Below are 25,447 nucleotides of genomic sequence, written 5' to 3' on the forward strand. Positions count from 1 at the left end.
CGTAGTGTTTCGAGGTGTTGGGACACGCACGGGGGGACACCATGAACGGGACGATCACCAGGCCGGATCAACTGCTGCGCTGCGGGCGCCTGCTCGAGACCTTGACGCTGGTGGCGGGCCCTGAGCTGGTCCAGTGGGAGGCGTCGGGTCTGGCCGTCGCAGTGCCGCCCAGGATGCTCGCCGAGGAGTTCGGCCGCGGCAGAGTGGCGCGCTTCGAGGACGTCGACTTCCCGGCGGCGCTCACCCATGAGCCGACCCGGCGCTTCCTGCGCGAGACGGGGCTGCCGGAGGAGCACGCCCTGTTCCGCATGGACGTGGACATGGTGCTGCCGACGCTGACGGAGGCGTACGAGGCCGGCCTCCCCGAGGACGCGGACCGGCTGATCGTCCTCGGTCACCTGGACGACGAGGCCACCACCCTCCTCCTGCACGGCGCGACGGGCACGCTGCTGACCTGGACGGCACCGGGCACCACACCGCACCCGCTGAACGCCGACGTCTCCACCCTCGCGTTCACCCTGTGGCTGCTGCACCGGGACACGGTCCGGCCGTGACCGAGGACATCGTCGTCCGCCCCGCCGAGCCGTCGGACCTGGAGGCGGTCGCGGAGCTGCGCTGGCGGTGGATGGCGGAGAACGGCGACACCCCCACGACGATCGAACGCCCCGACTTCGTACGCCACTTCGTCGCCTGGGCCGCCGACAACTCCGCCTCGCACCGGTGCACGGTCCTGGTCCGCGACTCGGTGGTCATCGGCATGGCCTGGCTGGCGGTCGTCCACCGCGTCCCGACCCCACGATCACTGCACCGCGCCTCCGGCGACCTGCAGTGCGTCTACGTCGTCCCCGAGGCCAGGGACACGGGCCTGGGCGGCCGCCTGATCGACCGGACCCTGGCCGCGGCCACGTCCCTCGGCCTGGAGCGCGTCACGGTCCACTCCTCCCCGAGAGCGATACCGGCCTACGCCCGCCGGGGCTTCGAGAACTCCCCCCGCCTGATGCAGGCGCGGACGGCGGGACCGGCCTAGGTCGTACGACCAAGGTCCCGGTCGGGGCGGGACTCGCGACAGGGGCAGAGGGGCGGTTCGGACCTTACACTCGCACGCATGACCGGACTCGAGCCGCGCGACACCGACGTCGCGCCCACCGCCGACCCCGCCCCTGCCCCCGCCGAGTCCGCCGACCCCGAGTCCGCCGACCCCGAGTCCGCCGAGTCCGCCGAGTCCGCCGAGACTGTGCTGAGCCGTTCGTACCGGGCGCTCAGCATCGGGATCGTCTCCGTCGTGCTGCTGATCGCCTTCGAGGCCACGGCCGTGGGCACGGCGATGCCGGTGGCGGCACGGGAACTGGACGGGGTGTCCCTGTACGCCTTCGCCTTCTCGGGGTTCTTCACCACCTCGCTGTTCGGGATGGTGCTCGCCGGACAGTGGGCGGACCGGCGCGGGCCGCTCGGACCGGTGACCGCGGGCATCGGCGCCTTCGCCGCCGGGCTGCTGCTGGCGGGGACGGCCACGGCGATGTGGCTGTTCGTGCTCGGGCGGGCCGTGCAGGGGCTCGGGGGCGGGCTGGTGATCGTCGGCCTGTACGTCGTGATCGGGCGGGCCTATCCGGAGCGGTTGCGGCCGGCGATCGTGGCCGCGTTCGCCGCCAGCTGGGTCGTGCCGTCGATCGTCGGGCCGCTCGCGTCCGGGGCGGTGACCGAACACCTCGGCTGGCGCTGGGTGTTCCTCGGGGTCCCGGTGCTCATCGTGTTCCCGCTGGCGCTCGCGCTGCCGCAGATAGGCAGGCGGGCCTCGGGCCCGGTGGCCGGGACGCCCGCCTCCTTCGACCGCCGCCGGATCCGGCTCGCCCTGGGGATCTCCCTCGGCGCGGGGCTCCTCCAGTACGCCGCCCAGGATCTGCGCCCGCTGTCGCTGCTGCCCGGGGTGCTGGGCGCCGCGCTGCTGGTGCCCGCCGTCCTCGGCCTGCTCCCGCGCGGCACGTACCGGGCCGCGCGCGGTCTGCCGTCCGTGATCCTGCTGCGCGGAGTCGCGTCGGGCTCCTTCATCGCGGCCGAGTCCTTCGTCCCGCTGATGCTGGTGACCCAGCGGGGTCTGTCGCCGACGCTGGCCGGGTTCTCCCTCGCGGCGGGCGGCGGGACCTGGGCGGCGGGCTCCTGGGTGCAGTCCCGGCCGCGCCTTGAGCCGTACCGGGAACGGCTGACGACCTTCGGGATGGTGCTGGTCGCCGCCGCGATCGCCGCCGCGCCGAGCGTGCTGATCGACTCCGTGCCGGTCGCGACGGTCGCCGTGGCCTGGGCCCTCGGCTGCTTCGGCATGGGCCTGGTGATCTCCTCCGCCAGCGTCCTCCTCCTGAAGCTCTCCACCCCGGAGGAGGCCGGCACCAACTCCGCCTCCCTCCAGATCTCCGACGCCCTCTCCAACGTCGTCCTCCTCTCCGTGGGCGGCGCCGCCTTCGCCACCCTCGGCGGCGGCACCCTCCAGCACACGACCACCTCGGGCTCCCACCCGGCCGCCTTCGCGGCGGTGTTCCTGCCGATGGCGGCGGTGGCCCTGGCGGGGGTGTGGGTGACGACGCGACTGCGGGAGCGGTGAGTCGTAGCCGGGCCGGTGGACGGTGAGCCGTAGCCGGGTCGGTGGACGGTGAGCGGTGAGTCGTAGCCGGGTCGGTGGACGGTGAGCGGTGAGCCGTAATCCGGTCGCAGAGCCGTGACCGGCGGCGGTAGCTTCACGGCATGCACGAGCTGACCCTGCGCCTCCCGCCCGACCTCCGGCGGCGACTCGACGACCTCGCGGACGCGACCGGCCGTAGTCCCGAGGACCTAGCGCTGGACGCCGTGACTCGGCGGGTGGCGAAGGAGGCCTCGGCGGTGACGGTGACCGCCGAAGTGCTGGCGGACGCGCACGCCGATCTGCTGCGCAGGCTCGGCGAATGACCAGGCATCTCACCGTCGCGGAGGCCGAGGTCATCGCCCGGATCGCCTTCGGCGGGCGGGCGCCCGAGGTGCGGGACCCGGGGCTGTTCGCCTCTGCCGTACGCCGGTCGCGAGCGCGGATGTTCGGGGCGGAGGCCTATGGCGATCCGTACGAGCAGGCCGCCGCGCTGCTGCACGGACTCGCCGCCAACCACCCCCTCGTGGACGGGAACAAGCGCACCGCCTGGCTCGCCGCCGCGACCTTCCTCGGGGTCAACGGCGTCGACCTCGTCGACTGCGACCAGGACACCGCGTATGACCTGGTCATCGATGTGGCGGCCGGGGTCGAGAGGGAGATCCCGGTGATCGCGCGACGGCTGCGGGCGCTGTGACGTCGGTCCCACCCGTGGGTGACCCGGCCCGGTGCGCGCGTTGACAGCGGCCGGGCGCCGGTAGGGTGACTCGGTCGTCATACGCAGCCGCCCGAACCCCACGGAGACCGTGACTACCTCCGCCGCCTCCACCTCCCACCACCTTTCCCCCGCCTTCCCCGGCCGTGCCCCCTGGGGTACCGCCAGCAAGCTGCGTGCCTGGCAGCAGGGGGCGATGGAGAAGTACATCCAGGAACAGCCGCGGGACTTCCTCGCGGTCGCGACCCCGGGCGCGGGCAAGACGACCTTCGCCCTGACCCTCGCCTCCTGGCTGCTGCACCATCACGTCGTGCAGCAGGTGACCGTGGTCGCGCCGACCGAGCACCTGAAGAAGCAGTGGGCCGAGGCCGCCGCGCGGATAGGGATCAAGCTCGACCCCGAGTACAGCGCCGGCCCGCTCGGCAAGGACTACCAGGGCGTCGCCGTGACCTACGCGGGTGTCGGCGTACGGCCCATGCTGCACCGCAACCGCGTCGAGCAGCGCAAGACCCTCGTCATCCTCGACGAGATCCACCACGCCGGTGACTCCAAGTCCTGGGGCGAGGCGTGCCTGGAGGCCTTCGAGCCCGCCACGCGCCGCCTCGCGCTCACCGGTACGCCCTTCCGGTCCGACACCAACCCCATCCCCTTCGTGACGTACGAGGAGGACAACGCGGGGATCCGGCGCTCGGCCGCCGACTACACCTACGGCTACGGTTCCGCCCTCTCCGACGGTGTCGTCCGGCCCGTCATCTTCCTCTCCTACAGCGGCAACATGCGCTGGCGGACCAAGGCCGGCGACGAGATCGCCGCCCGGCTCGGCGAGCCGATGACCAAGGACGCCGTGTCGCAGGCCTGGCGCACCGCGCTCGATCCGCGCGGCGACTGGATGCCGAGCGTGCTGCGCGCCGCCGACCAGCGGCTGACCGAGGTCAGGAAGGCCATCCCGGACGCGGGCGCCCTCGTCATCGCCTCCGACCAGGACTCCGCCCGCTCCTACGCCAAGCTCATCCGTGAGATCACCGGCAGCAAGGCGACCCTCGTCCTGTCCGACGACACCGGCGCGTCCAAGCGGATCGACGACTTCAGCGGGAGCAACGACCGCTGGATGGTCGCCGTCCGCATGGTGTCCGAGGGCGTCGACGTGCCCCGCCTCGCGGTCGGCGTCTACGCCACGACGATCTCCACGCCGCTGTTCTTCGCACAGGCCGTCGGCCGCTTCGTGCGGTCGCGTCGCCGCGGCGAGACCGCGTCAGTGTTCCTGCCGACCATCCCCGACCTCCTCACCTTCGCCAACGAGATGGAGGTCGAGCGCGACCACGCCCTCGACAAGCCGAAGAAGGAGGGCGAGGAGGACCCGTACGCCGAATCCGAGAAGGAGATGGAGGAGGCGAACAAGGAGCAGGACGAGGACACCGGCGAGCAGGACATGCTGCCCTTCGAGGCGCTGGAGTCCGACGCCGTCTTCGACCGGGTCCTCTACGACGGCGCCGAGTTCGGTATGCAGGCGCACCCGGGGAGTGAGGAGGAGCAGGACTACCTCGGCATCCCGGGGCTCCTCGAACCCGACCAGGTGCAGCTGCTGCTCCAGAAGCGGCAGGCCCGGCAGATCGCGCACAGCCGGAAGAAGCCGGACACCGAGGCGGACCTGCTGGAGCTGCCCGCCGAGCGGCGGCCCGTCGTCTCACACAAGGAGATGATGGAGCTGCGCAAGCAGCTGAACACGATGGTCAGCGCGTACGTCCATCAGAGCGGCAAGCCCCACGGGGTGATCCACACCGAGCTGCGCCGCGTGTGCGGGGGGCCGCCGAGCGCGGAGGCCACGGCGGGGCAGCTGCGGCAGCGCATCGCCAAGGTGCAGGAGTGGGCCACGCGCATGCGGTGACGTTGGGCGCTGTGCCTTCGCCGGTTCCGTGGGGTGGTGCCAGTCGGGTTTTTGGCTCCGGGCCGGTGGGGGCCGGTCGCGCAGTTCCCCGCGCCCCTGAGGCGCTTCGCGTCTCTCGTGCGCTGTGCGTATCCGGACAAACACAGGCGTGCCGTACCGGCCGATGCCCGGATTCTGGACGGAGCCTTCCGCTCAGCGAACCGGCTTCGCTACTGTCCCGCTACGCACACGCCCCGTGGCAGCGCCGCCGCGGAGCGCAGCCGTGAAGCGACGCGGTCCGGACATGCCGGGCCGCCGGCCGATCGGCGGCCTCTGAAGCGCGTCGCCGACGGGACTCGGTGACGCATCTGCCGCGAGGGGGCCGCCGACCTCACCACTAAGGAGTGGGCGTCGTGACCGCGGAGACCTCCCAGACGCTCGACCGGGGACTGCGGGTCCTCAAACTGCTGGCCGACACGGACCACGGGCTGACCGTCACCGAGCTTTCCAACAAACTGGGCGTGAACCGGACCGTGGTGTACCGGTTGCTCGCCACGCTGGAGCAGCACGCCCTAGTACGCCGTGATCTGGGCGGCCGGGCCCGGGTGGGTCTCGGAGTGCTGCGCCTCGGCCGCCAGGTGCATCCGCTGGTACGGGAGGCGGCGCTGCCCGCGCTGCGGTCGCTGGCGGAGGACATCGGGGCGACCGCGCATCTGACGCTGGTGGACGGCGCCGAGGCGCTGGCCGTGGCGGTGGTCGAGCCGACCTGGACGGACTACCACGTGGCGTACCGCGCGGGCTTCCGGCACCCCCTGGAGCGGGGCGCGGCGGGCAAGGCGATCCTGTCGGCCCGCCGCCAGGATCGCCTGGAGGAACCCGGCTACACCCTGACCCACGGCGAACTGGAGGCGGGCGCGAGCGGAGCGGCGGCGCCGCTGCTGGGGGTGACCGGGGTGGAGGGCAGCGTGGGCGTGGTCATGCTGGCGGACGCGGTACCGGAGCGGGTCGGCCCGCGCGTGGTGGACGCGGCGCGAGAAGTGGCGGAGGCGCTGCGCTGACCGCCCGGGGCTCCGCCGGATCGCCGTCACGTTAGATTGACCTCGTGCTCTCTCGTCTCTCTCGCCCCCAGGCCCTCGTCGTCTGTGCTCTGCCCGTCGTCGGGCTGCTGGCGGCCGCCGCCTTCGCGCCGTTGCCGTTCGCGCTCACGCAGCCCGGGATGACGGCGGATGTGCTGGGGGAGAACAAGGGGGAGCCGGTGATCACGATCGAGGGGGCCGCCACCCGGGAGACCGAGGGACAGTTGCGGATGACGACCATCGAGGCCACCGGGCCCGATGCCAGTGTGTCGCTCGGGGACATTCTCGACTCCTGGTTCCGGACCGACCGCGCCGTCATGCCCCGTGACTCGGTCTACCCCGGCGACAAGAGCACCGACGAGATCGAGAAGTACAACACCGAGCAGATGCGCAAGTCCCAGGACGCCGCCACCGAGGCCGCCCTGAACTACCTCGACCTCGACTCCGACAAGATCGATGTCGATCTGGAGCTCGCCGACGTCGGCGGCCCCAGCGCCGGCCTGCTCTTCTCGCTCGGCATCGTCGACAAGCTGGACGGCGACGGCTCCGGCGGCGACCTCACCGGCGGCCGCACCGTCGCCGGCACCGGAACCATCGCCGCCGACGGCAAGGTCGGCCCCGTGGGCGGCGTGGCGCTGAAGACACAGGCCGCGCACCGGGACGGCGCGACCGTGTTCCTCGTCCCCAAGGCCGAGTGCTCCGACGCCAAGGCGGAACTGCCCAAGGGCCTGCGCCTCATCCCGGTCACCACCCTCGAGGGCGCCATCGACTCCCTGACCGCCCTGGAGAAGGGCGCGGGCGGGGTGCCGAGCTGCTAGTCAGCCCTCCTTCACGAACCCCTGCTCCAGCATCCAGTCCAGGGCCACCTCGTGCGGGTCCTCGCCCTCGACATCCACCTTGGCGTTCAGTTCCCGCGCCACCGCGTTGTCCAGGGCCGCCGTCACCGGGGCCAGGATCTCCGCGATCTCCGGGTACTCCTTCAGCGTTCCGGAGTTGATCTCGGGGGCCGCGTTGTAATTGGGGAAGAACTTCTTGTCGTCCTCCATGACCACCAGGTTCATGGACTTGATGCGGCCGTCCGTCGTGAAGACCTCGCCGTAGGTGCAACTGCCCTTCGCCGCCTGGGTGTAGATGATCCCGGTGTCCATCTGTGTGATGTTCCCGGCCGGGATGCTCATCCCGTACTCCTTCTCCATGCCCGGCAGGCCGTCCGCGCGGTTGGCGAACTCGCTCTCCACGCACAGCGTCACCGCGCCGGGGTCGGTCGTCGCCAGTTCGGCCACGTCGGACAGGGTCTTCGTGCCGTACTTCCTGAAGTTGTCCTGGTTCATCGCCAGCGCGTAGGTGTTGTTCAGGGCCGAGGGCTCCAGCCAGGTCAGCCCGTTCTTCAGGTCCGCGTCCCGCACCGCCTCCCACTGCTCGCGCGGGTTGTCGATGGGCTCGCTGTTGCCCAGGTACGTGATCCAGGCGGTGCCCGTGTACTCGTACATCCCGTCCGCGTCCCCTGACTTGACCGCCTCCCGCGCCCCGATCGACCCCTGGATCCCGGTGCGGTCGAGCACCTCCGCCCCCGCCGCCTCGAAGGCGATGCCCATGATCGCGCCGAGGATGAGCTGCTCGGTGAACTCCTTCGAGGTCACCGTCAGGTCGGCGCCCTTCAGCGGCTGCCCCTGGCCGATCGAACCGGGGACGACGTCGTCGACCATCGGCGAACCGCTCGTCAGCCCGCAGCCCGACAGCAACCCGGAACCCGACAGCAGTGCCCCGGCCAGCAGCAGACACGCGCTCCTTCTCACGTCCCCACCTCCAGCCCCCGCGGCCTGAGCAGCAGTTCCGCCAGCGACGCCAGCCAGTCCACCAACAGCGCCAGCGCCACCGTGAGGACCGAGCCGAGCACCAGCACCGGCATGCGCTGGGTCGTGATGCCCGTCGTGATCAGCACACCCAGGCCGCCGCCCCCGCCGAAGGTCGCCAGCGTCGCCGTACCGACGTTGAGGACGAGCGCCGTGCGGACGCCCGCGAGGATCAGGGGGACCGCCAGCGGCAGTTCCACCCGGGACAGCACGCCCACGGGGGACATCCCGATGCCCCTCGCCGCCTCCAGCAGCGTCGGGTCGTTCGCCTTCAGACCCGCGATCGTGTTCGACAGCACGGGCAGGATGGCGTAGAGGGTGATGCCGATCAGGGCCGACTTCATCCCCGTGCCGAGCCAGATCACCAGCAGCGCGAGCAGACCGATCGCCGGGGTCGCCTGGCCCATGTTGGCGATGGTCATGGCCACCGGGGTCGCCTTGCGGAACGCCTTGCGGGTCAGCAGGATACCCAGCGGGATCGCGATGATCAGCACGAAGAACGTGGAGATCACCGTCAGCTCCACGTGCTGCCACAGCGCCTTCGAGACTTCTCCGTCCGACAGGGCGTTCTCGGAGATCTCGTCCAGGTCGGCCTGCTGGAACCACAGCCAGGTCGCCAGCAGCAACGCCACCAGCAGGGCCGGCAGGACGGTCAGCTTCTGCCAGGTCACCCGGCGCCCGGTCACCTGCGGGGGCGGGGGCGCCTCCTGCTCGGCCTCGCCCTCGTCACGGAAGGCGAGCCCCTTGACCTCGTGCTCGCCGTCGGGGCGTTCCTGGTCCGGAGAGGTCGTCACGCCTTCTTCTCCCCTCCGTCGCCCTCCTGCTCGGCGTGCGTCTGGGGGGCCCGGGCGGACTCCAGCTCGTGCTGGTGCTCGATCGCCTCGAGCCGGTCCGCCTCCAGGAGCTCGTGCACGGAGTTCATCAGCGTCTCCATGTCCACCACCCCGTCGTACTCACCGCGCCGCCCGGTGACTGCGACCCGGCCCGCGTTGTCGGTGAGCACCGCCTCCAGGGCGTCCCGGAGCGTGGCGTCCCGGGTGACCGTGTCGTGCACGAGGGTGCCGGCGCGGGCCAGGGAACCTCTGGCCCGCATCAGATCGCCGCGGCGCAGCCACTTGTAGGGGCGGCGGCGCTTGTCGAGCAGCAGGATCTCGTTGGTGCCGCTGGAGCGGAGCTTGTTGAAGATCTCCTGGAGCGGGTCGTCGACGGTGACCGTCGGATACTCCCGGATCTCCACGTCCCGCACGCGGGTGAGGTTCAGCCGCTTCAGCGCCGCCCCGGCGCCGACGAACCCGGAGACGAAGTCGTCGGCCGGGTTGGTGAGGATGGCCTCCGGGGTGTCGAACTGAGCGATGTGCGAGTGTTCGCGCAGTACGGCGATCCGGTCGCCCAGCTTGATCGCCTCGTCGAAGTCGTGCGTGACGAAGACGATCGTCTTGTGCAGCTCGTGCTGCAACCTGATCAACTCGTCCTGCAGATGGTCCCGGGTGATCGGATCGACCGCGCCGAACGGCTCGTCCATCAGCAGCACCGGGGGATCGGCGGCCAGCGCCCGGGCCACCCCGACCCGCTGCTGCTGGCCCCCGGAGAGCTGACGCGGATAGCGGCCGTGGAACTCCCCGGGGTCGAGCCCGACCAGGTCCAGCAGCTCCTCCACCCGGCCCTTGATCCGCCCCTTCGGCCAGCCGACCATCTTCGGCACCAGCGCGATGTTCTGCGCGACCGTCATGTGCGGGAAGAGACCGGCCGACTGGATCGCGTACCCGACCTTGCGGCGCAGCTTCACCGGGTCGATGTCGGTGACGTCCTCGCCGTTGATCCGGATCCGGCCGCCGGTCGGTTCGATCAACCGGTTGATCATCTTGAGCGTCGTGGACTTCCCGCAGCCGGACGGCCCGACGAAGATGACGATCTCGCCCGCCTGGATCTCCATGTTGACGCTGTCGACCGCCGGGCTGGGGTTGCCCGGGTACCGCTTGGTCAGGTTCTCCAGCTCGATCGAGGCACCGGACGTGCCGGAGGCACTGGACTCAGGCACGGATCCCCCTGGGAATGGTCAGCCGTCCGATCAGGACGTACGCGGCGTCGAACAGCAGGGCCAGGACGATGATCCCGAGCGTGCCCGCGAGCACTTGGTTCAGCGCGTTCTTGCTGCCGAGGGAGGCGATCCCGCGGAAGATCTCGTTGCCGAGGCCGGGTCCGGAGGCGTAGGCCGCGATCGCCGCGATGCCCATCAGCATCTGGGTCGAGACGCGGATCCCGGTCAGGATCGGCGGCCAGGCGAGCGGCAGCTCGATCCGGGCCAGTCGCAGCAGTCGTGACATCCCGATGCCCTTGGCCGCGTCCACCAGGGTCGGGTCGACCCCGCGCAGCCCCACGATCGCGTTGCGCACGATCGGCAGCAGCCCGTACAGCGTCAGGGCGATCACCGTGGGCGGTACGCCCAGCCCCACGATCGGGATGAGCAGACCGATCATGGCGAGCGAGGGAATGGTCAGGAAGGTCGAGGTGGTCGTCGTCGCGATGTTCGCGGCCAGCTCGCTTCGGTAGGTCAGCACACCGATCAACACGCCCAGCACGGTCGCCACGACCATGCACTGGAACACGGCGCTCGCATGCTGGTACGCGTCCGCGAGCAACTCCTGCTGGTTGGTGCCCAGGTACTCCCAGAAGTTCACATCGCTCACCCCAGCAGTCGAATCAGCTCCTCTCCCGGCCCTCCGCCTGCTCCCCGAGTGCCGCCTGCTGGACCAACGGGATGATCCGCAGCGGCACGGGGTTCTCCATCACGATCGCGGTGGAGGCCCGGACGATCCCATCAAAACCGACAACCCGGTCGATGACCCGCTGCAGATCGGCGTTCGAGCGGGCCACGAGCCGGCACAGCATGTCCCCGCTGCCGGTGGTCGTGTGCAGCTCCAGCACCTCCGGCACCGTCGCCAAGTGCGCCCGCACGTCGGGTCCTTGGCCCTGCCGGATCTGGAGCGTGGCGAAGGCGGTGACCGGGTAGCCGAGCGCCGCCGGGTCGACCTGCGGACCGAACCCCCGGATGACTCCGTTCGACTGAAGCCGGTCGAGCCGCGCCTGCACGGTCCCGCGCGCCACACCGAGCCGCCGGGACATCTCCAGCACCCCGATCCGCGGCTCCCGCGCGAGCAGCACGATGATGCGGCCGTCCAGCTGATCGATCCCCACGGGACCCTCCCGACACTGGTCATCCTGTACAGAAAGCCCGCCGAGGCTGACGTATCACTGGGCACATTGTTCAGCGATTCTGCGAACTATTGCGCACCTTGCGGGTCCGGGCCACCCTGCCGCTATGACGCAGACCACAGACCACACTCCCGACACCGCCCGGCAGGCCGACCCCTTCCCGGTCAAGGGAATGGACGCGGTCGTCTTCGCCGTGGGCAACGCCAAGCAGGCGGCGCACTACTACTCCACCGCCTTCGGCATGCAGCTGGTCGCCTACTCCGGACCGGAGAACGGCAGCCGCGAGACCGCCTCGTACGTCCTGGAGAACGGCTCCGCCCGCTTCGTGTTCACCTCGGTGATCAAGCCCGCCACCGACTGGGGCCGCTTCCTCAAGGAGCACGTGGCCGAGCACGGCGACGGCGTCGTCGACCTGTCCATCGAGGTCCCGGACGCGCGTGCCGCGTACGCCTACGCCCTCGAGCACGGCGCCCGCTCGGTCACCGAGCCGTACGAGCTGAAGGACGAGCACGGCACCGTCGTCCTCGCCGCCATCGCCACCTACGGCGAGACCCGCCACACCCTCGTCGAGCGCACCGGCTACGACGGCCCCTACCTGCCCGGTTTCGTGGCGGCGAAGCCGATCGTCGAGCCGCCCGCCCAGCGCACCTTCCAGGCCATCGACCACTGCGTCGGCAACGTGGAACTCGGCCGGATGAACGAATGGGTCGGCTTCTACAACAAGGTCATGGGCTTCACGAACATGAAGGAGTTCGTGGGCGACGACATCGCGACCGAGTACAGCGCGCTGATGTCGAAGGTGGTGGCCGACGGCACGCTCAAGGTCAAGTTCCCGATCAACGAGCCCGCCATCGCCAAGAAGAAGTCCCAGATCGACGAGTACCTCGAGTTCTACGGCGGCGCCGGCGTCCAGCACATCGCGCTGAACTCGGGCGACATCGTCGCGACGGTACGCACCATGCGCGCGGCCGGGGTGCAGTTCCTCGACACCCCGGACTCGTACTACGACACCCTCGGCGAGTGGGTCGGCGACACCCGCGTGCCCGTGGAGACCCTGCGCGAGCTGAAGATCCTCGCCGACCGCGACGAGGACGGCTACCTGCTGCAGATCTTCACCAAGCCGGTCCAGGACCGCCCGACGGTGTTCTTCGAGATCATCGAGCGCCACGGCTCGATGGGCTTCGGCAAGGGCAACTTCAAGGCCCTGTTCGAGGCCATCGAGCGCGAGCAGGCCAAGCGGGGCAACCTCTAGGACTCCGCAGCCGCCTCCGCAGGCGCCTCCAGCGAAGGCTCGCCCAGCTCGTCCAGAGCCCGGCGGGCCTTCGCCACGTGCAGCGTCGAGAAGTACGGATTGATCCGCAGCGCCTCCTCCAGATGCCGCCGGGCGGGACCCGTCAGCTCCAGGTCCCGCTCGATCATCCCGCGGTGGTAGGAGTACAGCGCGCTGCGCACCCCGCCCCCCTTGGTCCTGTCCGTGGCCACCTTGGCGAACCGCAGCGCCTGTTCGTCGTCCCCGACCCGGTGCAGCGCCCACCCCAGCGCGTCCGCCACCGCGATCCCGGGCTGCCGCTGCCACTCGGCCCGCAACCGTCGTACGGCCGACGCCGGATCCCCGTGGTCCGCCTCGAACAGGCCCAGCACCAGCTCCTCGTCGGCCCCGCCCGCCGCCGCGCTCCGCACCCGCTCGCGCAGCAGGTCGTACTGGACCCGGGCCGCCTGCCCGAGCCCCAGTGACTCGTACAGCTCGCCCAGTTCCAGGGCGTACTGCGGGCGCGGCTGCTTGGTGAGGGCCACCTGGTAGGCGCTCAGCGCCTCCGTGGTGCGGCCCAGGGCCGCGAGCGCCCGGCCCTGTCCGGCCTGCGCGGCCCGCTGGTCCGGGTCGAGCCGTACCGCCGCCTGGAAGTGACGCAGGGCCGTCTCGCGGTCGCCGCGCTCGAAGGCCAGCTGCCCGCCGCGCTCCAGGTACGCGGCCCGCTCGGCCGGCGCCTCGGCGGCCGCCGCCGCGTCGGAGAGGGAGGCCGCCGCGTCCTCGCGCCAGCCGTGGTCGCGGTAGACGGCCCCGGCATGGGCCAGCACCGCGGGGCCCGAGCGCAGTCGCAGCAGCCGGTCCAGGTTCTTCTTGGCCGCCTTGTGATCGCCGAGGCCGGTGTAGGCGTCGATCAGCAGGGGGTACGTCGTCCAGCGCTTCGGTTCCAGTCTCAGCGCGGCCTCGCCCCACTTCCGCGCGGCCGGGAAGTCCCGCCGGGCGCCCGCCAGCGCGGCGAGCCCGCTCAGCGCCTCCACATTGCCCTTCGCCCGCACCTTGAGCGAGGTCCGCAGCATCCGCTCGGCCTTCGGGTAGTTCCCCGCGTCCGCGGTCCGCCGCCCCTGCTCCACGTAGGCGGCCCCGAGCACCGCCCAGGACTCGGCGTCCTTCGGATGCTTCCGCAGGTGGCTCTCGCGCTCACCGATCAGCACCGCCAGGTCGGGCAGCGCGGCCGGTACGCCCGTGGTGACCGCCGCCAGCGCCTGCGCGCCCGGCGCCGGAGCGGCGGGCGCGCCCGTGGACCCGCCCCACGGCAGCAGCGCCACCATCCCGCCGAGCAGGGCACACCCGACGCCGGCCCCGACGAGCACCCGCCTGCCCGCGCGCGGGCGCTCCTGATGTTGGTTCTCCATGGCGCTCACTGTGCGGCAGTACGACGACCACATTCCCGTACCGAAAGCCCCTCGTTGGCGGGGTTCACACCGATGGCCCCCGGTGCGAGGCTGTGATCATGAGCCACGACCTCGTCAACCGTCTGCTCACCGGTCTGCCCGCCGAGGCGGTCCTGACCGACCCCGACATCACGGCCTCCTACGCCAACGACATGGCCAGCTTCTGCCCGGCCGGCACCCCGGCGGTGGTCGTCCTGCCGCGCACGGTCGAGCAGGTCCAGCACGTCATGCGCACCGCCACGGAGCTGCGTGTACCGGTCGTCCCGCAGGGCGCCCGCACCGGCCTGTCCGGAGGTGCCAACGCCTCCGACGGCTGTGTCGTGCTGTCCCTGACCAGGATGGACCGGATCCTGGAGATCAACCCGGTCGACCGCATCGCCGTCGTCGAACCGGGCGTCGTCAACGCGGCCCTGTCCCGCGCGGTCGGCGAACACGGCCTGTACTACCCGCCGGACCCCTCCAGCTGGGAACAGTGCACGATCGGCGGCAACATCGGCACCGCCTCGGGCGGCCTGTGCTGTGTGAAGTACGGGGTGACGGCCGAGTACGTCCTCGGCCTCGACGTCGTGCTGGCCGACGGACGCCTCATGACCACGGGCCGCCGTACGGCGAAGGGGGTCGCGGGCTACGACCTGACCCGGCTGTTCGTCGGCTCCGAGGGCTCGCTCGGCATCGTCGTACGGGCGGTCCTGGCGCTCAAGCCGCAGCCGCCGCGGCAGCTGGTGCTGGCCGCCGAGTTCGCCTCCGCGGCCGCCGCCTGCGACGCCGTGTGCCGGATCATGGCCGGCGGACACGTCCCGTCCCTCCTCGAACTGATGGACCGTACGACCGTCAAGGCGGTCAACGACCTGGCGCACATGGGACTTCCGGAGTCGACGGAGGCGCTGCTGCTGGCCGCCTTCGACACCCCGGACCCGGCCGCCGACCTCGCCGCCGTCGGGGCACTGTGCGAGGCGGCCGGCGCCACCCAGGTCGTACCGGCCGAGGACGCCGCCGACTCCGAACTGCTGCTCCAGGCACGGCGGTTGTCCCTCACGGCGCTGGAGGCGGTGCGGGGCGTGACGATGATCGACGACGTGTGCGTGCCGCGCTCCCGGCTCGGTGACATGCTCGACGGGGTCGAGCGGATCGCCGAGAAGTACCAGCTGACCATCGGGGTCGTCGCCCACGCGGGCGACGGCAACACCCACCCCACGGTCTGCTTCGACGCGCAGGACGCCGACGAGTCCCGGCGCGCCCGCGAGTCCTTCGACGAGATCATGGCCCTCGGCCTGGAGCTCGGCGGCACGATCACCGGCGAGCACGGCGTGGGCGTGCTGAAGAAGGAGTGGCTGGCGCGCGAGATCGGCCCGGTGGGCGTGGAGCTGCAGCGAGGGATCAAGCAGGTCTTCGACCCCCTCGGCATCCTCAACCCGGGCAAGCTGTTCTGAGGCCCCTCCGGTTCTACGGCTCACTCGGCGTCCCGGGACTCGTCGCTCGGCCAGGGGTCGCGCAGCCAGAGGTCGTCGGCCGGGGTCGGGGCGAGCAACTCGGCGAGGCCGTCGTCGATGCCGAGCTGCTCGGCCTCAGAGCCCGGGGGGACCACCCGCAGCGTCCGCTCCAGCCAGGCCGACACCTGCGCGGCCGGGGCCTCCAGCAGGGCGTCCCCGTCGGGTGAACTCAGCGCCATCAGCACGACGCTGCGGCCCTCGACCTTCGTCGGCCACACCCGTACGTCCCCGTGGCCGCACGGCCGGAACACCCCCTCCACGAGGAGTTCGCGGGCGAAGGTCCAGTTGACGGGGTGGTCGGAGCCGATGTGGAAGGTGACGTGGACGGCGTAGGGGTCATCGCTGGTGTAACTCAGCCGGGCCGGGACGGGGATGCTGCGCTCGGGCGACAGGACGAGCTTGAGCTCCAGTTCCCGCTCTACGACGGTGGGGTGCATGGCGTTCGGTGTCCTCTCCGGTGGCTTCTCGTACGGGTCCTTCGGCGGGCCCGTACGAGGGAGAGGGGGGTGGGCCCCGGAGCATTACGCGGGTTCGCGGAACTTTTTTCCGGATCTCCTGGCTGCGTTTCCCGGGGGATGACCCCCTACCCCCGGCAGAGGGGACAGTCGGACCATGCCCGGAAAGGGGGCGGTATGGCCGGAGCGGCCCGGTCTCACGCGTGCGTCTGATAGATGTGGACCCCCACACGACCCCCGAGCAGATACGGGACGACGGACATGAGCGCCCCAACCCCGGCCCCCGGCGACGACAGGCCCCGCGAAGGGTATTACCCGGACCCGTCCATTCCTGGATATGTCCGGTACTGGAACGGTGCCGCGTGGGTACCGGGCACCAGCCGTCCGGCGCCCACGGACGGTGAGCCGCTCGCCCCGCCGCCGGGCGCGGCCCCCGCTGCGGGCGCCGCCTCGGCCCCGGTCGAGGAGACGGGTCCGCACTTCTTCGACGAGGACCCGGTCGGCGAACCCGCCCCGGCCCAGGGCCAGTCCCAGCACGGCAGCCGTCCGGAACCGGCCACGGCATGGGGTGCCGACCGCTCCCGCCAGTCCGGCTTCGGCGGCGACCAGGACCGCCGGGTCTCGTGGGGCGCCCCGGACCCGAGGGTCGCGGTACCGGGCGACGGCGCGGCGGCGGTCCCGGCCGAGGGAAGCGCGCCGAGCACCGACGGCACGGCCACGATCCCGCCGGCCGACACCGACGCCGCCCCCGGTTCCCCCAACACCTTCGTCTTCCGCCGCCCGACGCCCGGTGCCGCCGCACAGGGCTCCGCCACGGACGAGGGGACCATGACATTCCGCGCACTGTCCCCGCGCATGGGGCGCCAGGACGGGGCGTCCGGGGCACAACAGGGGCGCACACCCAACGAGCCGGGCGTCCAGGGACCGGGCGGGTCCGGAGGTGCGGGAGGGCCGGGCTTCGGAGGCCAGGGCGCTCCGGGCACGCCGGGCTCCGCGTCCGGTGCGGGTGCGGCGGGCTCCGCGTCCGGTGCGGGTGCGGCGGGCTCCGTGTCCGGTTCGGGTGCGGTGGGCTCCGCGTCCGGTTCAGGTGCCGCCGGTGCCGGGGCCCCCGGTTTCGGTGCCGCCGCCTCCGCCGCCTCCGCCGCTCAGGGCCCGGGCTTCGGTGCCGCCGCCTCCGCCGGTCAGGGTCCGGGCTTCGGCGGACCCGGTGCGGGCGCCCCGCAGGGCCCCGGCTTCGGTGCCGGGAAGGCCGCCGCCGAGCGGGCCGCCGCGCAGCAGGGCCAAGTCGGCGCCCCCACGGCCCTGTCGGGCCCGCAGGCGGCCCCCGCGGCCCCGGCCGTCCCGCAGCAGTCCGGACCCCAGCAGGCACCGCACGTCCCCGCACAGGGCGGCGCCCAAGGCGCCCCGGGCGCCGTCACCACCGGTCCCGGCGGGGGGCAGCCCTCCTGGGCGCAGCAGGTGCACCGGCTCGCCGGAGGGCCCGACGACGACCAGCCCGTCGCGCCCTGGAAGCCCCCGGTCGAGGACGTGTTCCAGGCCGCCGCCCGCCGTCAGGCCGCCGCCCGGCCCGCCTCCCTCGGCAAGCGGCTGGCCGCGCGGCTGCTGGACACCGTCGTCCTGCTCGCCGTCACCGCCGTGGCCGCCGTACCCCTCGGCACCAGAGCCGTCGACCACGTCGACGAGAAGATCGACGCGGCCAAGCTCTCCGGCGAGACCGTCACCGTCTGGCTGCTCGACGCCACGACGTCCCTCTACCTCGGCATCATCCTCGGCGTCCTCCTCCTCTTCGGCGCCCTCTACGAGGCCCTGCCCACCGCCAAGTGGGGCCGCACCCTGGGCAAGAAGCTGCTCGGCCTGGAGGTGCGGGACATCGAGGCGCACGAGCCGCCGACCTTCGGCGGGGCCCTGCGCCGCTGGCTCGTCTACAGCGTCCCCGGCCTGCTCGTCATCGGGGTCGTCGGCGTCCTGTGGTGCCTGTTCGACCGCCCGTGGCGCCAGTGCTGGCACGACAAGGCCGCACGTACGTTCGTAGCGGGATGACCGGATACGACGGAGTGCCCGGATAAATCCGTACCCCGGACGGCCGCTCGCCGGATGCGCGGACCGGGGGTTCGCGGTCGACTCGGGCCATGAGCAGTGAACCGCCCCCCGGCTCCGGCCAGCAGCCCCCGGAAGACGACCCGTTCAGGAAGCAGCCCCCGTCCGGGGACTCGGGTGCGGGCGCGGGCTCGCCGTACGACGCCCCGCCCGGCAGCCAGCCACCGCCGTACGGAGGCGGCCCCTACGGGGGCGACCCCTACGGCGGTGGTCCCGGCTACCCGGCCGATCCGCTGGCCGGCATGCCCCCGCTCGCCGACAGCGGCAAGCGCACCCTGGCGCGGATCATCGACATGGTGATGGTGGCCGTCGTGGTGTGGCTGCTCACCTGGGCGTTCCGGGTCAATGAGCTGGACATGAGCGCCGACAACGTCGACTACGGCAAGTCCCTCGGCCAGTCGCTCATCGCCGCCCTGCTCTACATCGGCTACGACACCTTCATGATCTCCAGGAACGGCCAGACGCTCGGCAAGAAGTGGCTGGGCATGCGGGTGGCGAACCTGGACAACGGCGCCACGCCCTCCGTGCAGACCGCTCTGGTCCGCTCCTTGGTGCTGTGGATCCCGTTCGCCTTCTGCTGCGCCTGCATCTGGACCGCGATCTGCGGGGGCTGGAGCTTCTTCGACAAGCCCTACAAGCAGGGCCTGCACGACAAGGCGGCCAAGACGGTGGTGGTCAGCACCCGCTGAGGGGCATCAGGCGGCGCGCTCGGGAACCGGGGCCGGGGCGGGCGCGTCCTCCGCCACGACGGCGGCGGGCTTGCGCATCACCACCACGCGCGCCTTGGGTGTCGGGACGGTCAGCGCGACCAGCAGTCCGAGGGCGAGTGCCGCGACGGCGACGATCGCGATCCCCGCGGCCGAACTCGTCTGTGACAGCAGCAGCATGGCGAGGGTCGAGAAGAGCACGGTGCACGAACCGTAGGCGAGCTGTGCGGCGGTCGGACGAGGCATGGTAATCGTGTCCTCGGATTCGGGGGTGCACGGGGGGTGTCGGCCTGGCATTCCGCCAGCTTCCGGGCGTTCCGCCATCCGACTCTAATCGCGTGCATGCCCGAGGGGAACGAACAGTAAGCGTGACCTAACCAACAGTACCGGTGCACGGGGGGCGCACGGAGTCATGGCGTCCAGCAAGTGGACGGCGCCGCGCGCCTGTCGAGCGAGCTCCGGGCGTCCGTAAAGCGGATCGCGACTCCGCATAGTGCAGTTGACCTGCTCAAGTCAAGGTCTGTCTTTTCTGGTGAACCTCTAGTCAAATGTCGTCACTTGACTACACGCGTTGATCACGCGCGCGCGAATCTTCCATGACCAGGAACCCTCCCGTCGCGCGCGCCGAACGCGGGGGAGGATCTCAAGTGACCAGCAGAACCTGGACGTTCAGAGCGGCCGCGACGGCTGTCGCGTTCGCGGCGGCCACCGCCACGTTCTCGACGTTCACCATGGCGCAGGCCGACGACACGGCCAAGAGCCCCGCAGCCGAACGGCGCGACCCGGCGCCGGTGCACAACGAGTCCGAGCACGACCTCGAAGGCCCGCTGAGCCAGACGCAGGAGGCGCAGCGCGAAGAGGCCCTGAAGCAGGTCATATCCGGCAAGGCCGAGGTGAAGGAGCGCGGCGGCTCCCAGGTCGTCGAGCTCAAGAGCAAGAAGGGCGACAGCAAGTACGTCGAGCTGGGCCGCGAGAAGACCGACAAGATCTTCACGATCCTGGTCGAGTTCGGTGACCAGACCATGCCCGAGTTCGGCGGCACCCCCGGCCCCGCGCACAACCAGATAGCCAAGCCGGACCGCACCCAGGACAACAGCACGGCCTGGCAGGCGGACTACAACCAGAAGCACTTCCAGGACCTCTACTTCGGCACCGGCAAGCGTGTCGAGTCGATGAAGAAGTACTACGAGAAGCAGTCCTCGGGCCGCTACTCCATCGACGGCGAGGTCTCGGACTGGGTCAAGGTCCCCTACAACGAGGCCCGTTACGGCAACAACAAGTGCGGTGAGACCAACTGCCCGAGCGTCTGGAACATCGTCAGCGACGGTGTGACGGCCTGGGTCGCCCAGCAGAAGGCAGCGGGGCGGACCGACGCCGAGATCCAGGCGGACGTCAAGCAGTTCGACCAGTGGGACCGCTACGACTTCGACGGCGACGGCAACTTCAACGAGTCCGACGGCTACATCGACCACTTCCAGGTCGTGCACGCCGGTGAGGACGAGTCCGCGGGCGGCGGCGCGCAGGGCGAGGACGCGATCTGGGCCCACCGCTGGTACGCCTTCGGCACCGACGCCGGCGCCACCGGCCCGGACAACAACCGCCTGGGCGGCGCCCAGATCGGCTCCACCGGTATCTGGGTCGGCGACTACACGGTCCAGCCGGAGAACGGCGGACTGGGCGTCTTCGCCCACGAGTACGGCCACGACCTCGGTCTGCCGGACCACTACGACACCACCGGCGGCGGCGAGAACTCCACCGGCTTCTGGACCCTCATGTCCTCCGGCTCCTGGCTCGGCACCGGCAAGGAGGCCATCGGCGACCTGCCCGGCGACATGACCGCCTGGGACAAGCTCCAGCTGGGCTGGCTCGACTACGCCACGGCGAAGGCCGCGACCAAGTCGAAGCACAAGCTGGGCGTCGCCGAGTACAACACCAAGAACAAGCAGGCGCTCATCGTCGAGCTACCCAAGAAGCCGGTCACGACGGAGATCGTCGCCCCGGCCGAGGGCACGAAGCAGTGGTGGAGCGGCAGCGGCGACAACCTCAGGAACACGCTGACCCGTTCCGTCGACCTCACCGGCAAGTCCAAGGCGACGCTGGCCTTCGACGGCTGGTACGCCATCGAGTCGGGCTACGACTACCTCTACACCGAGGTGTCCACCGACGGCGGCGCCAATTGGACCCCCCTGGACGGCACGGTGGACGGCGCCGCCATCCCGCGTGACGGCAGCGACAAGCCCGCGCTCACCGGCTTCTCCCAGACCTACAAGAAGCTGTCCTTCCCGCTGGACGTCTACGCCGGCAAGAAGATCGACGTGCGCTTCCGCTACGCCACCGACGGCGGCGTGGCCGAGAAGGGCTTCGCGGCCGACCGGATCTCGGTGACCGCGGACGGCACGGCCCTGTTCACCGACAACGCCGAGACGGCGGACGCGGCTTGGACGGCGGCCGGCTTCGAGCGCATGGGCGCGTCCTTCACCAAGGACTACGCGCAGTACTACATCGCCGAGAACCGCCAGTACGTGTCGTACGACAAGACCCTGAAGGTCGGCCCGTACAACTTCGGTTTCTCCACCACCCGTCCGAGCTGGGTGGAGCACTACCCGTACCAGAACGGTCTGTTGATCTGGAAGTGGGACACCTCCCAGGCGGACAACAACACCAGCAAGCACCCGGGTGTCGGTCTGATCCTGCCGGTGGACTCGCACCCGAAGGCGATGAAGTGGTCGGACGGCACGCTGATGCGCAGCCGCATCCAGGCCTACGACTCGCCGTTCAGCCTGTACCGCACGGACGGCATCACGCTGCACAACGCGGACGTGGCGACCAAGATCCTGTCGTCGAAGGGCGTGCCGGTCTTCAACGACCACACGAACACCTACTACGACAAGGCGACCCCGCTCGCCGGTGTCAACGTCACTGACACCAACACCAAGATCAAGATCGTCAAGGAGGCCAAGAATGGCTCGACGATCTCGGTCGAGGTCGGCCCCGCGGTGAAGTAGTCGGTATTTCCGCAGGTCAGAAGCGTATCGGCGGCAACCCCTTGGCGGGTTGCCGCCGGTCGTGTTTAGGTGCGTCCTGTGGCTCTCTTATTGACACCGACGCACACGGGGGTGTGACCGCATGGCCGCAGGAGGTTTCTGCAAGCTGCCGACCGGCAGCGTGGTGGTGGCGCTGAATCTGCCGACGCCCACCGCCGACGGCACGGGCTCCGTCCGTGTCCTCGTGCACGCCCGCAACCGCGCCAGGGCCCTGACCAGGCTGCGCAACCTGGGCCTGCGAGCGGTCTACCTCCGCGGCAACGCGGCCCCGCCGACCCCGGACGAGATCACCGCGGTCCTGCACCACCCCGACGGCCTGATATGGCGAACGGCCCCTGACAACGGTGTCCCAACGGCCCCGGAACGAGTCCAGGAGCTGTGGCGCCCGATCCGGTCCCTCCTGACTCGCCCAGCGCCGACTCCTTAGGGGCGCGGGGAACTGCGCGACCAGCCCCCACGCACCCGCAGCCCCCGACGGTCGACCGTGGCACCCCCTGAGGGCGCTACGCCACCACAGGCTTACCGCTCAGCTCCACCCCGCCCCGACGCATCTCCTCCAGCGCCCGCTCGGTGGTATCAGCAGCAACCCCCGCAGTCAGATCCAGAAGTACCTGCGTACGAAAGCCTTCCCGCACCGCGTCCACCGCGGTGGCCCGCACGCAGTGGTCCGTGGCGATACCCACCACATCCACCTCACCCACCTCCCGCGCGCGCAGCCAGTCCGCGAGCGTCACCCCGTTCTCGTCGACCCCCTCGAACCCGCTGTACGCCGCCGCGTACGCCCCCTTGTCGAACACGGCGTCGATCGCGCCGGAGGCGACCGCGGGGGCGAAGTTCGGGTGGAAGCCGACCCCCTCCGTGCCGGCGACGCAGTGCGCCGGCCAGGAGTGGGCGTAGTCGGGGTTGTCGGCGAAGTGGCCGCCCGGCGCGATGTGGTGGTCGCGGGTGGCCACCACGTGCTGGTACCCGGTACCGGCGGCCTGACCGACCAGCTCGGTGATGGCGGCGGCGACATCCGCGCCGCCGGCCACCGCGAGGCTGCCTCCCTCGCAGAAGTCGTTCTGCACGTCTACGACGATCAAGGCGCGGCGCATGGTGGCTGTCCTTCGACTAAGAGTGAACTTACGAGCCTAGAGACTCAAGGGCGGCTGCGGGAGGGCGCACCCGCATTAGCTACCCGAGCGCCCATGGACGTACTCCGTCGGAAGGACGGGTTCCCCCCGGGACAGCTGCGTCGCGGACAGCGGCAGCCCCGCCCGGACGGCCGTGTGCCGGTCGCGTACGACGTCCAGGGGCTCGCGGGCCACGACCTCGCCGCCCTTGACCAGTTCCACCAGCAGCTGCCGGTCGGCCAGCTCGGCGGGGACCGCCCCGGTGCCGACGACCTCGGCCTCCGCGACGCCGTACCCGTCGAGCCGGCGCGCGGCCCATTTGCGGCCGCCGACGGAGGTCTTGCCGCCGCTCGACTTCTTCGCCACCGGCACCAGCGGCGCCCCCGGCTCCGCGGACTCGGCGCGGGCGACCAGCTTGTAGACCATGGAGCAGGTCGGGTGCCCGGAGCCGGTCACCAGCTGGGTGCCGACGCCGTACGCGTCCACCGGCGCCGCCGCCAGCGAGGCGATGGCGTACTCGTCCAGATCCGAGGTCACGATGATCCTCGTGTCCCGGGCACCCAGCTCGTCCAGCTGCTGCCGCACCCGGTGCGCGACCAGCAGCAGGTCGCCGGAGTCGATCCGCACGGCGCCCAGCTCGGGCCCGGCGACCTCCACGGCCGTACGGACCGCCTCGGCGACGTCGTAGGTGTCCACGAGCAGCGTGGTGCCCCGGCCGAGCGAGTTCACCTGGGCCTGGAAGGCGTCGCGCTCGGTGTCGTGCAGCAGGGTGAAGGCGTGTGCGGAGGTGCCGACGGTCGGGATGCCGTAGCGGAAGCCAGCCGCGAGGTCGGAGGTGGTGGCGAAGCCGCCGATGTACGCGGCGCGCGAGGCGGCGACGGCGGCCAGCTCATGGGTGCGCCGGGCGCCCATCTCGATCAGCGGCCGGTCCCCGGCGGCCGAGGACATCCGGGAGGCCGCGGCCGCGATCGCGGAGTCGTGGTTGAGGATGGAGAGGATCACCGTCTCCAGCAGCACGCACTCGGCGAAGGTGCCCTCGACCCGCATGATCGGCGAGCCGGGGAAGTACACCTCGCCCTCGGGGTAGCCCCAGATGTCGCCGCTGAAGCGGTAGCCGGCCAGCCAGTCCAGGGTCTCCTCGTCGACGATGGCCCGCTCCCGCAGGAAGCCGAGGACGCCCTCGTCGAAGCGGAAGTTCTCCACGGCGTCCAGCACCCGGCCGGTGCCCGCGACCACGCCGTACCGACGCCCGTTCGGCAGCCGCCGCGTGAAGACCTCGAACACGCTCCGCCGTTCGGCCGTGCCCGCTTTCAGGGCGGCCCGGAGCATCGTCAGCTCGTACTGGTCCGTGAAGAGCGCCGTCGAGGGAACATCCACCGGCAGCCCAAGGTCCGCTGTGTTCATGACGAAGACTCTACCCCACTTCGCGTCAGTGTGACGATTTATCGGGCGCGTGGCAGCATGGGCCATGTGACGTCACCCGCTCCCGTAGAGATCGAACGCACCGAGTCGGCGGAAGAGGTTTTCGCCGTCCCCGAGCCCGACGTCCCCTGGGTCACGATCGTCCACAATGACCCGGTCAACCTCATGAGCTACGTGACGTACGTCTTCCAGACGTACTTCGGCTATCCCAAGGACAAGGCCACCAAGCTCATGCTCGACGTCCACCACAAAGGCCGGGCGGTCGTCTCCAGCGGAACCCGCGAGGAGATGGAACGCGACGTGCAGGCGATGCACGGCTACGGTCTGTGGGCCACCCTCCAGCAGGACCGGAAGTAGCGACCAGCGCTGATGCCAGGAACCTTCGAACCGCTCCCCGGCGGCGGCGCGGCCGTCGCCCTCGACGACGTCGAGATCTCCATCATCCGGTCACTGGCCGTCCAGCTCCTGGAGCTGATCGGGCCGGGACCCGGCGAGGACAAGTCCGACGACCCGCTCGCCGAACTCTTCGCCGAGGGCCCGAGCGAACCGCCCTCGGACCCGGTCCTCAAGCGTCTGTTCCCGGACGCCTACAGCGACCCGGAGGCCACCCCCGGCCCGCAGGAGGCCGAGGAGCAGCGCGCGTACTCCTCCGAGTTCCGCCGGTACACCGAGAACGACCTGCGGGCCGGCAAGCGGGACAACGCCCTCACGGTGATCCGCTCCCTGGACGAGCTCAGTTCCGCGGCCGGTGACGGTGGCGCGGTGCTGAAGCTGGCGCCGGGGGAGTCCCGCCAGTGGCTCGGCGCCCTCAACGACCTGCGTCTGGCCATCGGCTCGCGGCTCGACATCGTCGACGAGGACGACACGGACCTGCTCTACCGGCTCCCGGACGAGGACCCCCGTAAGCCCATGGTGATGGCCTATCTCTGGCTCGGCGGGCTCCAGGAGTCGCTGGTCTCCACGCTTATGCCCTGAATGTGACGGTCTTGTGTTCGCTCAGCGGACGCTCAAATCCGGATAACGATCGCGTCACTCGCTCGGCCTGCTGTGCCCCTTTCTGTCCTGTTTGCGCGCTTCTCCCTGTGTGATGCGCC

The 25,447-nt window shown here is 71.0% G+C and carries 26 protein-coding genes; 16 read left to right on the top strand and 10 right to left on the bottom strand.

Annotated features, from left to right (window positions below):
- Positions 1-41 precede the first annotated feature (41 nt).
- The 8 genes from AC068Z_RS21030 (at position 42) to AC068Z_RS21065 (ending at position 7,081) form a co-directional block, all read left to right on the top strand.
- Positions 42-554, top strand: a complete 513-nt coding sequence (locus tag AC068Z_RS21030; protein ID WP_478557443.1) for an SUKH-4 family immunity protein — start codon at positions 42-44, stop codon at positions 552-554.
- Positions 551-1,027, top strand: coding sequence for a GNAT family N-acetyltransferase (locus tag AC068Z_RS21035; RefSeq protein ID WP_478557445.1), 477 nt, complete (start codon positions 551-553; stop codon positions 1,025-1,027). Before AC068Z_RS21030 ends, AC068Z_RS21035 begins: the two co-directional genes overlap by 4 nt.
- Positions 1,028-1,105: 78 nt before the next feature.
- The gene (locus tag AC068Z_RS21040; protein ID WP_478557447.1) at positions 1,106-2,593 is read left to right on the top strand and encodes an MFS transporter; all 1,488 of its coding nucleotides are present in this window, start codon (positions 1,106-1,108) and stop codon (positions 2,591-2,593) included.
- A 140-nt stretch (positions 2,594-2,733) separates the two neighbouring features.
- A complete protein-coding gene (locus AC068Z_RS21045; protein WP_478557449.1) occupies positions 2,734-2,934 on the top strand; it encodes a CopG family ribbon-helix-helix protein in 201 nt (66 codons plus the stop codon).
- A complete protein-coding gene (locus tag AC068Z_RS21050) occupies positions 2,931-3,305 on the top strand; it encodes a type II toxin-antitoxin system death-on-curing family toxin (protein ID WP_478557451.1) in 375 nt (124 codons plus the stop codon). The genes AC068Z_RS21045 and AC068Z_RS21050 overlap by 4 nt, the downstream gene beginning before the upstream one ends.
- Before the next feature lie 109 nt (positions 3,306-3,414).
- Complete coding sequence (locus AC068Z_RS21055) at positions 3,415-5,208, top strand: DEAD/DEAH box helicase (protein ID WP_478557453.1); 1,794 nt, start codon at positions 3,415-3,417, stop codon at positions 5,206-5,208.
- 392 nt (positions 5,209-5,600) lie between these two features.
- Complete coding sequence (locus tag AC068Z_RS21060) at positions 5,601-6,245, top strand: IclR family transcriptional regulator (RefSeq protein ID WP_478557455.1); 645 nt, start codon at positions 5,601-5,603, stop codon at positions 6,243-6,245.
- 44 nt (positions 6,246-6,289) lie between these two features.
- Positions 6,290-7,081 (top strand): S16 family serine protease, encoded by a 792-nt coding sequence (locus AC068Z_RS21065; RefSeq protein WP_478557458.1) that lies wholly within the window; start codon positions 6,290-6,292, stop codon positions 7,079-7,081.
- On the opposite strand, the gene AC068Z_RS21070 is transcribed toward AC068Z_RS21065, so the two are convergent.
- From AC068Z_RS21070 to AC068Z_RS21090, 5 genes are read right to left on the bottom strand one after another with little or no spacing between them, the layout of a single operon-like run.
- Complete coding sequence (locus AC068Z_RS21070) at positions 7,082-8,059, bottom strand: glycine betaine ABC transporter substrate-binding protein (RefSeq protein WP_478557461.1); 978 nt, start codon at positions 8,057-8,059, stop codon at positions 7,082-7,084.
- Positions 8,056-8,910 (bottom strand): ABC transporter permease, encoded by an 855-nt coding sequence (locus tag AC068Z_RS21075; RefSeq protein WP_478557464.1) that lies wholly within the window; start codon positions 8,908-8,910, stop codon positions 8,056-8,058. Before AC068Z_RS21075 ends, AC068Z_RS21070 begins: the two co-directional genes overlap by 4 nt.
- The gene (locus AC068Z_RS21080) at positions 8,907-10,154 is read right to left on the bottom strand and encodes a betaine/proline/choline family ABC transporter ATP-binding protein (protein ID WP_478557467.1); all 1,248 of its coding nucleotides are present in this window, start codon (positions 10,152-10,154) and stop codon (positions 8,907-8,909) included. The genes AC068Z_RS21075 and AC068Z_RS21080 overlap by 4 nt, the downstream gene beginning before the upstream one ends.
- Positions 10,147-10,794: an ABC transporter permease gene (locus tag AC068Z_RS21085; protein WP_478558595.1), complete on the bottom strand. Its 648-nt coding sequence runs from the start codon at positions 10,792-10,794 to the stop codon at positions 10,147-10,149. Before AC068Z_RS21085 ends, AC068Z_RS21080 begins: the two co-directional genes overlap by 8 nt.
- 22 nt (positions 10,795-10,816) lie before the next feature.
- Entirely contained in the window at positions 10,817-11,311 is a 495-nt protein-coding gene (locus AC068Z_RS21090; RefSeq protein WP_478557470.1) for an Lrp/AsnC family transcriptional regulator, read from the bottom strand.
- Between the two features lie 124 nt (positions 11,312-11,435).
- Between AC068Z_RS21090 and hppD the strand changes: the two genes are divergently transcribed.
- Positions 11,436-12,581, top strand: coding sequence for a 4-hydroxyphenylpyruvate dioxygenase (gene hppD / locus AC068Z_RS21095; protein ID WP_478557473.1), 1,146 nt, complete (start codon positions 11,436-11,438; stop codon positions 12,579-12,581).
- On the opposite strand, the gene AC068Z_RS21100 is transcribed toward hppD, so the two are convergent.
- Complete coding sequence (locus AC068Z_RS21100; RefSeq protein WP_478557476.1) at positions 12,578-13,987, bottom strand: tetratricopeptide repeat protein; 1,410 nt, start codon at positions 13,985-13,987, stop codon at positions 12,578-12,580. The genes hppD and AC068Z_RS21100 overlap by 4 nt on opposite strands.
- A gap of 98 nt (positions 13,988-14,085) precedes the next feature.
- Here AC068Z_RS21100 and AC068Z_RS21105 point away from each other — a divergent pair, with 98 nt between their 5' ends.
- Positions 14,086-15,456, top strand: coding sequence for an FAD-binding oxidoreductase (locus AC068Z_RS21105; RefSeq protein ID WP_478557479.1), 1,371 nt, complete (start codon positions 14,086-14,088; stop codon positions 15,454-15,456).
- 20 nt (positions 15,457-15,476) lie between these two features.
- Here the strand turns inward: AC068Z_RS21105 and AC068Z_RS21110 are convergent, their stop codons facing one another.
- On the bottom strand, positions 15,477-15,953 hold the full coding sequence (locus AC068Z_RS21110) for an SsgA family sporulation/cell division regulator (protein ID WP_478557482.1): 477 nt from the start codon (positions 15,951-15,953) through the stop codon (positions 15,477-15,479).
- 279 nt (positions 15,954-16,232) lie between these two features.
- Here AC068Z_RS21110 and AC068Z_RS21115 point away from each other — a divergent pair, with 279 nt between their 5' ends.
- Together AC068Z_RS21115 and AC068Z_RS21120 are read left to right on the top strand one after the other, a co-directional pair.
- Entirely contained in the window at positions 16,233-18,011 is a 1,779-nt protein-coding gene (locus AC068Z_RS21115) for an RDD family protein (protein ID WP_478557485.1), read from the top strand.
- A gap of 89 nt (positions 18,012-18,100) precedes the next feature.
- A complete protein-coding gene (locus tag AC068Z_RS21120; protein WP_478557488.1) occupies positions 18,101-18,757 on the top strand; it encodes an RDD family protein in 657 nt (218 codons plus the stop codon).
- Positions 18,758-18,763: 6 nt separating this feature from the next.
- Here AC068Z_RS21120 and AC068Z_RS21125 read toward each other — a convergent pair whose 3' ends face one another.
- Positions 18,764-19,021 (bottom strand): hypothetical protein, encoded by a 258-nt coding sequence (locus AC068Z_RS21125; protein ID WP_478557491.1) that lies wholly within the window; start codon positions 19,019-19,021, stop codon positions 18,764-18,766.
- Between the two features lie 401 nt (positions 19,022-19,422).
- Between AC068Z_RS21125 and AC068Z_RS21130 the strand changes: the two genes are divergently transcribed.
- Complete coding sequence (locus AC068Z_RS21130) at positions 19,423-21,780, top strand: immune inhibitor A domain-containing protein (protein ID WP_478557494.1); 2,358 nt, start codon at positions 19,423-19,425, stop codon at positions 21,778-21,780.
- Between the two features lie 121 nt (positions 21,781-21,901).
- The gene (locus AC068Z_RS21135; protein WP_478557497.1) at positions 21,902-22,246 is read left to right on the top strand and encodes a hypothetical protein; all 345 of its coding nucleotides are present in this window, start codon (positions 21,902-21,904) and stop codon (positions 22,244-22,246) included.
- 76 nt (positions 22,247-22,322) lie between these two features.
- Here the strand turns inward: AC068Z_RS21135 and AC068Z_RS21140 are convergent, their stop codons facing one another.
- Both AC068Z_RS21140 and AC068Z_RS21145 read right to left on the bottom strand, forming a co-directional pair.
- A complete protein-coding gene (locus AC068Z_RS21140; protein WP_478557500.1) occupies positions 22,323-22,913 on the bottom strand; it encodes an isochorismatase family protein in 591 nt (196 codons plus the stop codon).
- Positions 22,914-22,988: 75 nt separating this feature from the next.
- Positions 22,989-24,335 (bottom strand): nicotinate phosphoribosyltransferase, encoded by a 1,347-nt coding sequence (locus tag AC068Z_RS21145; protein ID WP_478557503.1) that lies wholly within the window; start codon positions 24,333-24,335, stop codon positions 22,989-22,991.
- A gap of 57 nt (positions 24,336-24,392) precedes the next feature.
- On the opposite strand from AC068Z_RS21145, the gene clpS reads away from it, so the two are divergent.
- Together clpS and AC068Z_RS21155 are read left to right on the top strand one after the other, a co-directional pair.
- Positions 24,393-24,710 carry an ATP-dependent Clp protease adapter ClpS gene (gene clpS, locus AC068Z_RS21150; RefSeq protein ID WP_155054666.1) on the top strand — a complete coding sequence of 106 codons (318 nt, stop codon included), beginning with the start codon at positions 24,393-24,395 and terminating at the stop codon, positions 24,708-24,710.
- A gap of 12 nt (positions 24,711-24,722) precedes the next feature.
- On the top strand, positions 24,723-25,328 hold the full coding sequence (locus tag AC068Z_RS21155; RefSeq protein ID WP_478557507.1) for a DUF2017 domain-containing protein: 606 nt from the start codon (positions 24,723-24,725) through the stop codon (positions 25,326-25,328).
- Positions 25,329-25,447 lie beyond the last annotated feature (119 nt).

The organism is Streptomyces sp. NPDC043726 (genome assembly GCF_056436565.1).

Coding starts and splice junctions, on each gene's coding strand:
- AC068Z_RS21105 (WP_478557479.1), top strand. CDS start 14,086: ATGAGCCACGACCTCGTCAACCGTCTGCTCACCGGTCTGCCCGCCGAG.
- AC068Z_RS21100 (WP_478557476.1), bottom strand. CDS start 13,987: ATGGAGAACCAACATCAGGAGCGCCCGCGCGCGGGCAGGCGGGTGCTC.
- hppD (WP_478557473.1), top strand. CDS start 11,436: ATGACGCAGACCACAGACCACACTCCCGACACCGCCCGGCAGGCCGAC.
- clpS (WP_155054666.1), top strand. CDS start 24,393: ATGGGCCATGTGACGTCACCCGCTCCCGTAGAGATCGAACGCACCGAG.
- AC068Z_RS21110 (WP_478557482.1), bottom strand. CDS start 15,953: ATGCACCCCACCGTCGTAGAGCGGGAACTGGAGCTCAAGCTCGTCCTG.
- AC068Z_RS21125 (WP_478557491.1), bottom strand. CDS start 19,021: ATGCCTCGTCCGACCGCCGCACAGCTCGCCTACGGTTCGTGCACCGTG.
- AC068Z_RS21115 (WP_478557485.1), top strand. CDS start 16,233: ATGAGCGCCCCAACCCCGGCCCCCGGCGACGACAGGCCCCGCGAAGGG.
- AC068Z_RS21140 (WP_478557500.1), bottom strand. CDS start 22,913: ATGCGCCGCGCCTTGATCGTCGTAGACGTGCAGAACGACTTCTGCGAG.
- AC068Z_RS21155 (WP_478557507.1), top strand. CDS start 24,723: ATGCCAGGAACCTTCGAACCGCTCCCCGGCGGCGGCGCGGCCGTCGCC.
- AC068Z_RS21120 (WP_478557488.1), top strand. CDS start 18,101: ATGAGCAGTGAACCGCCCCCCGGCTCCGGCCAGCAGCCCCCGGAAGAC.
- AC068Z_RS21145 (WP_478557503.1), bottom strand. CDS start 24,335: ATGAACACAGCGGACCTTGGGCTGCCGGTGGATGTTCCCTCGACGGCG.
- AC068Z_RS21030 (WP_478557443.1), top strand. CDS start 42: ATGAACGGGACGATCACCAGGCCGGATCAACTGCTGCGCTGCGGGCGC.
- AC068Z_RS21040 (WP_478557447.1), top strand. CDS start 1,106: ATGACCGGACTCGAGCCGCGCGACACCGACGTCGCGCCCACCGCCGAC.
- AC068Z_RS21045 (WP_478557449.1), top strand. CDS start 2,734: ATGCACGAGCTGACCCTGCGCCTCCCGCCCGACCTCCGGCGGCGACTC.
- AC068Z_RS21135 (WP_478557497.1), top strand. CDS start 21,902: ATGGCCGCAGGAGGTTTCTGCAAGCTGCCGACCGGCAGCGTGGTGGTG.
- AC068Z_RS21050 (WP_478557451.1), top strand. CDS start 2,931: ATGACCAGGCATCTCACCGTCGCGGAGGCCGAGGTCATCGCCCGGATC.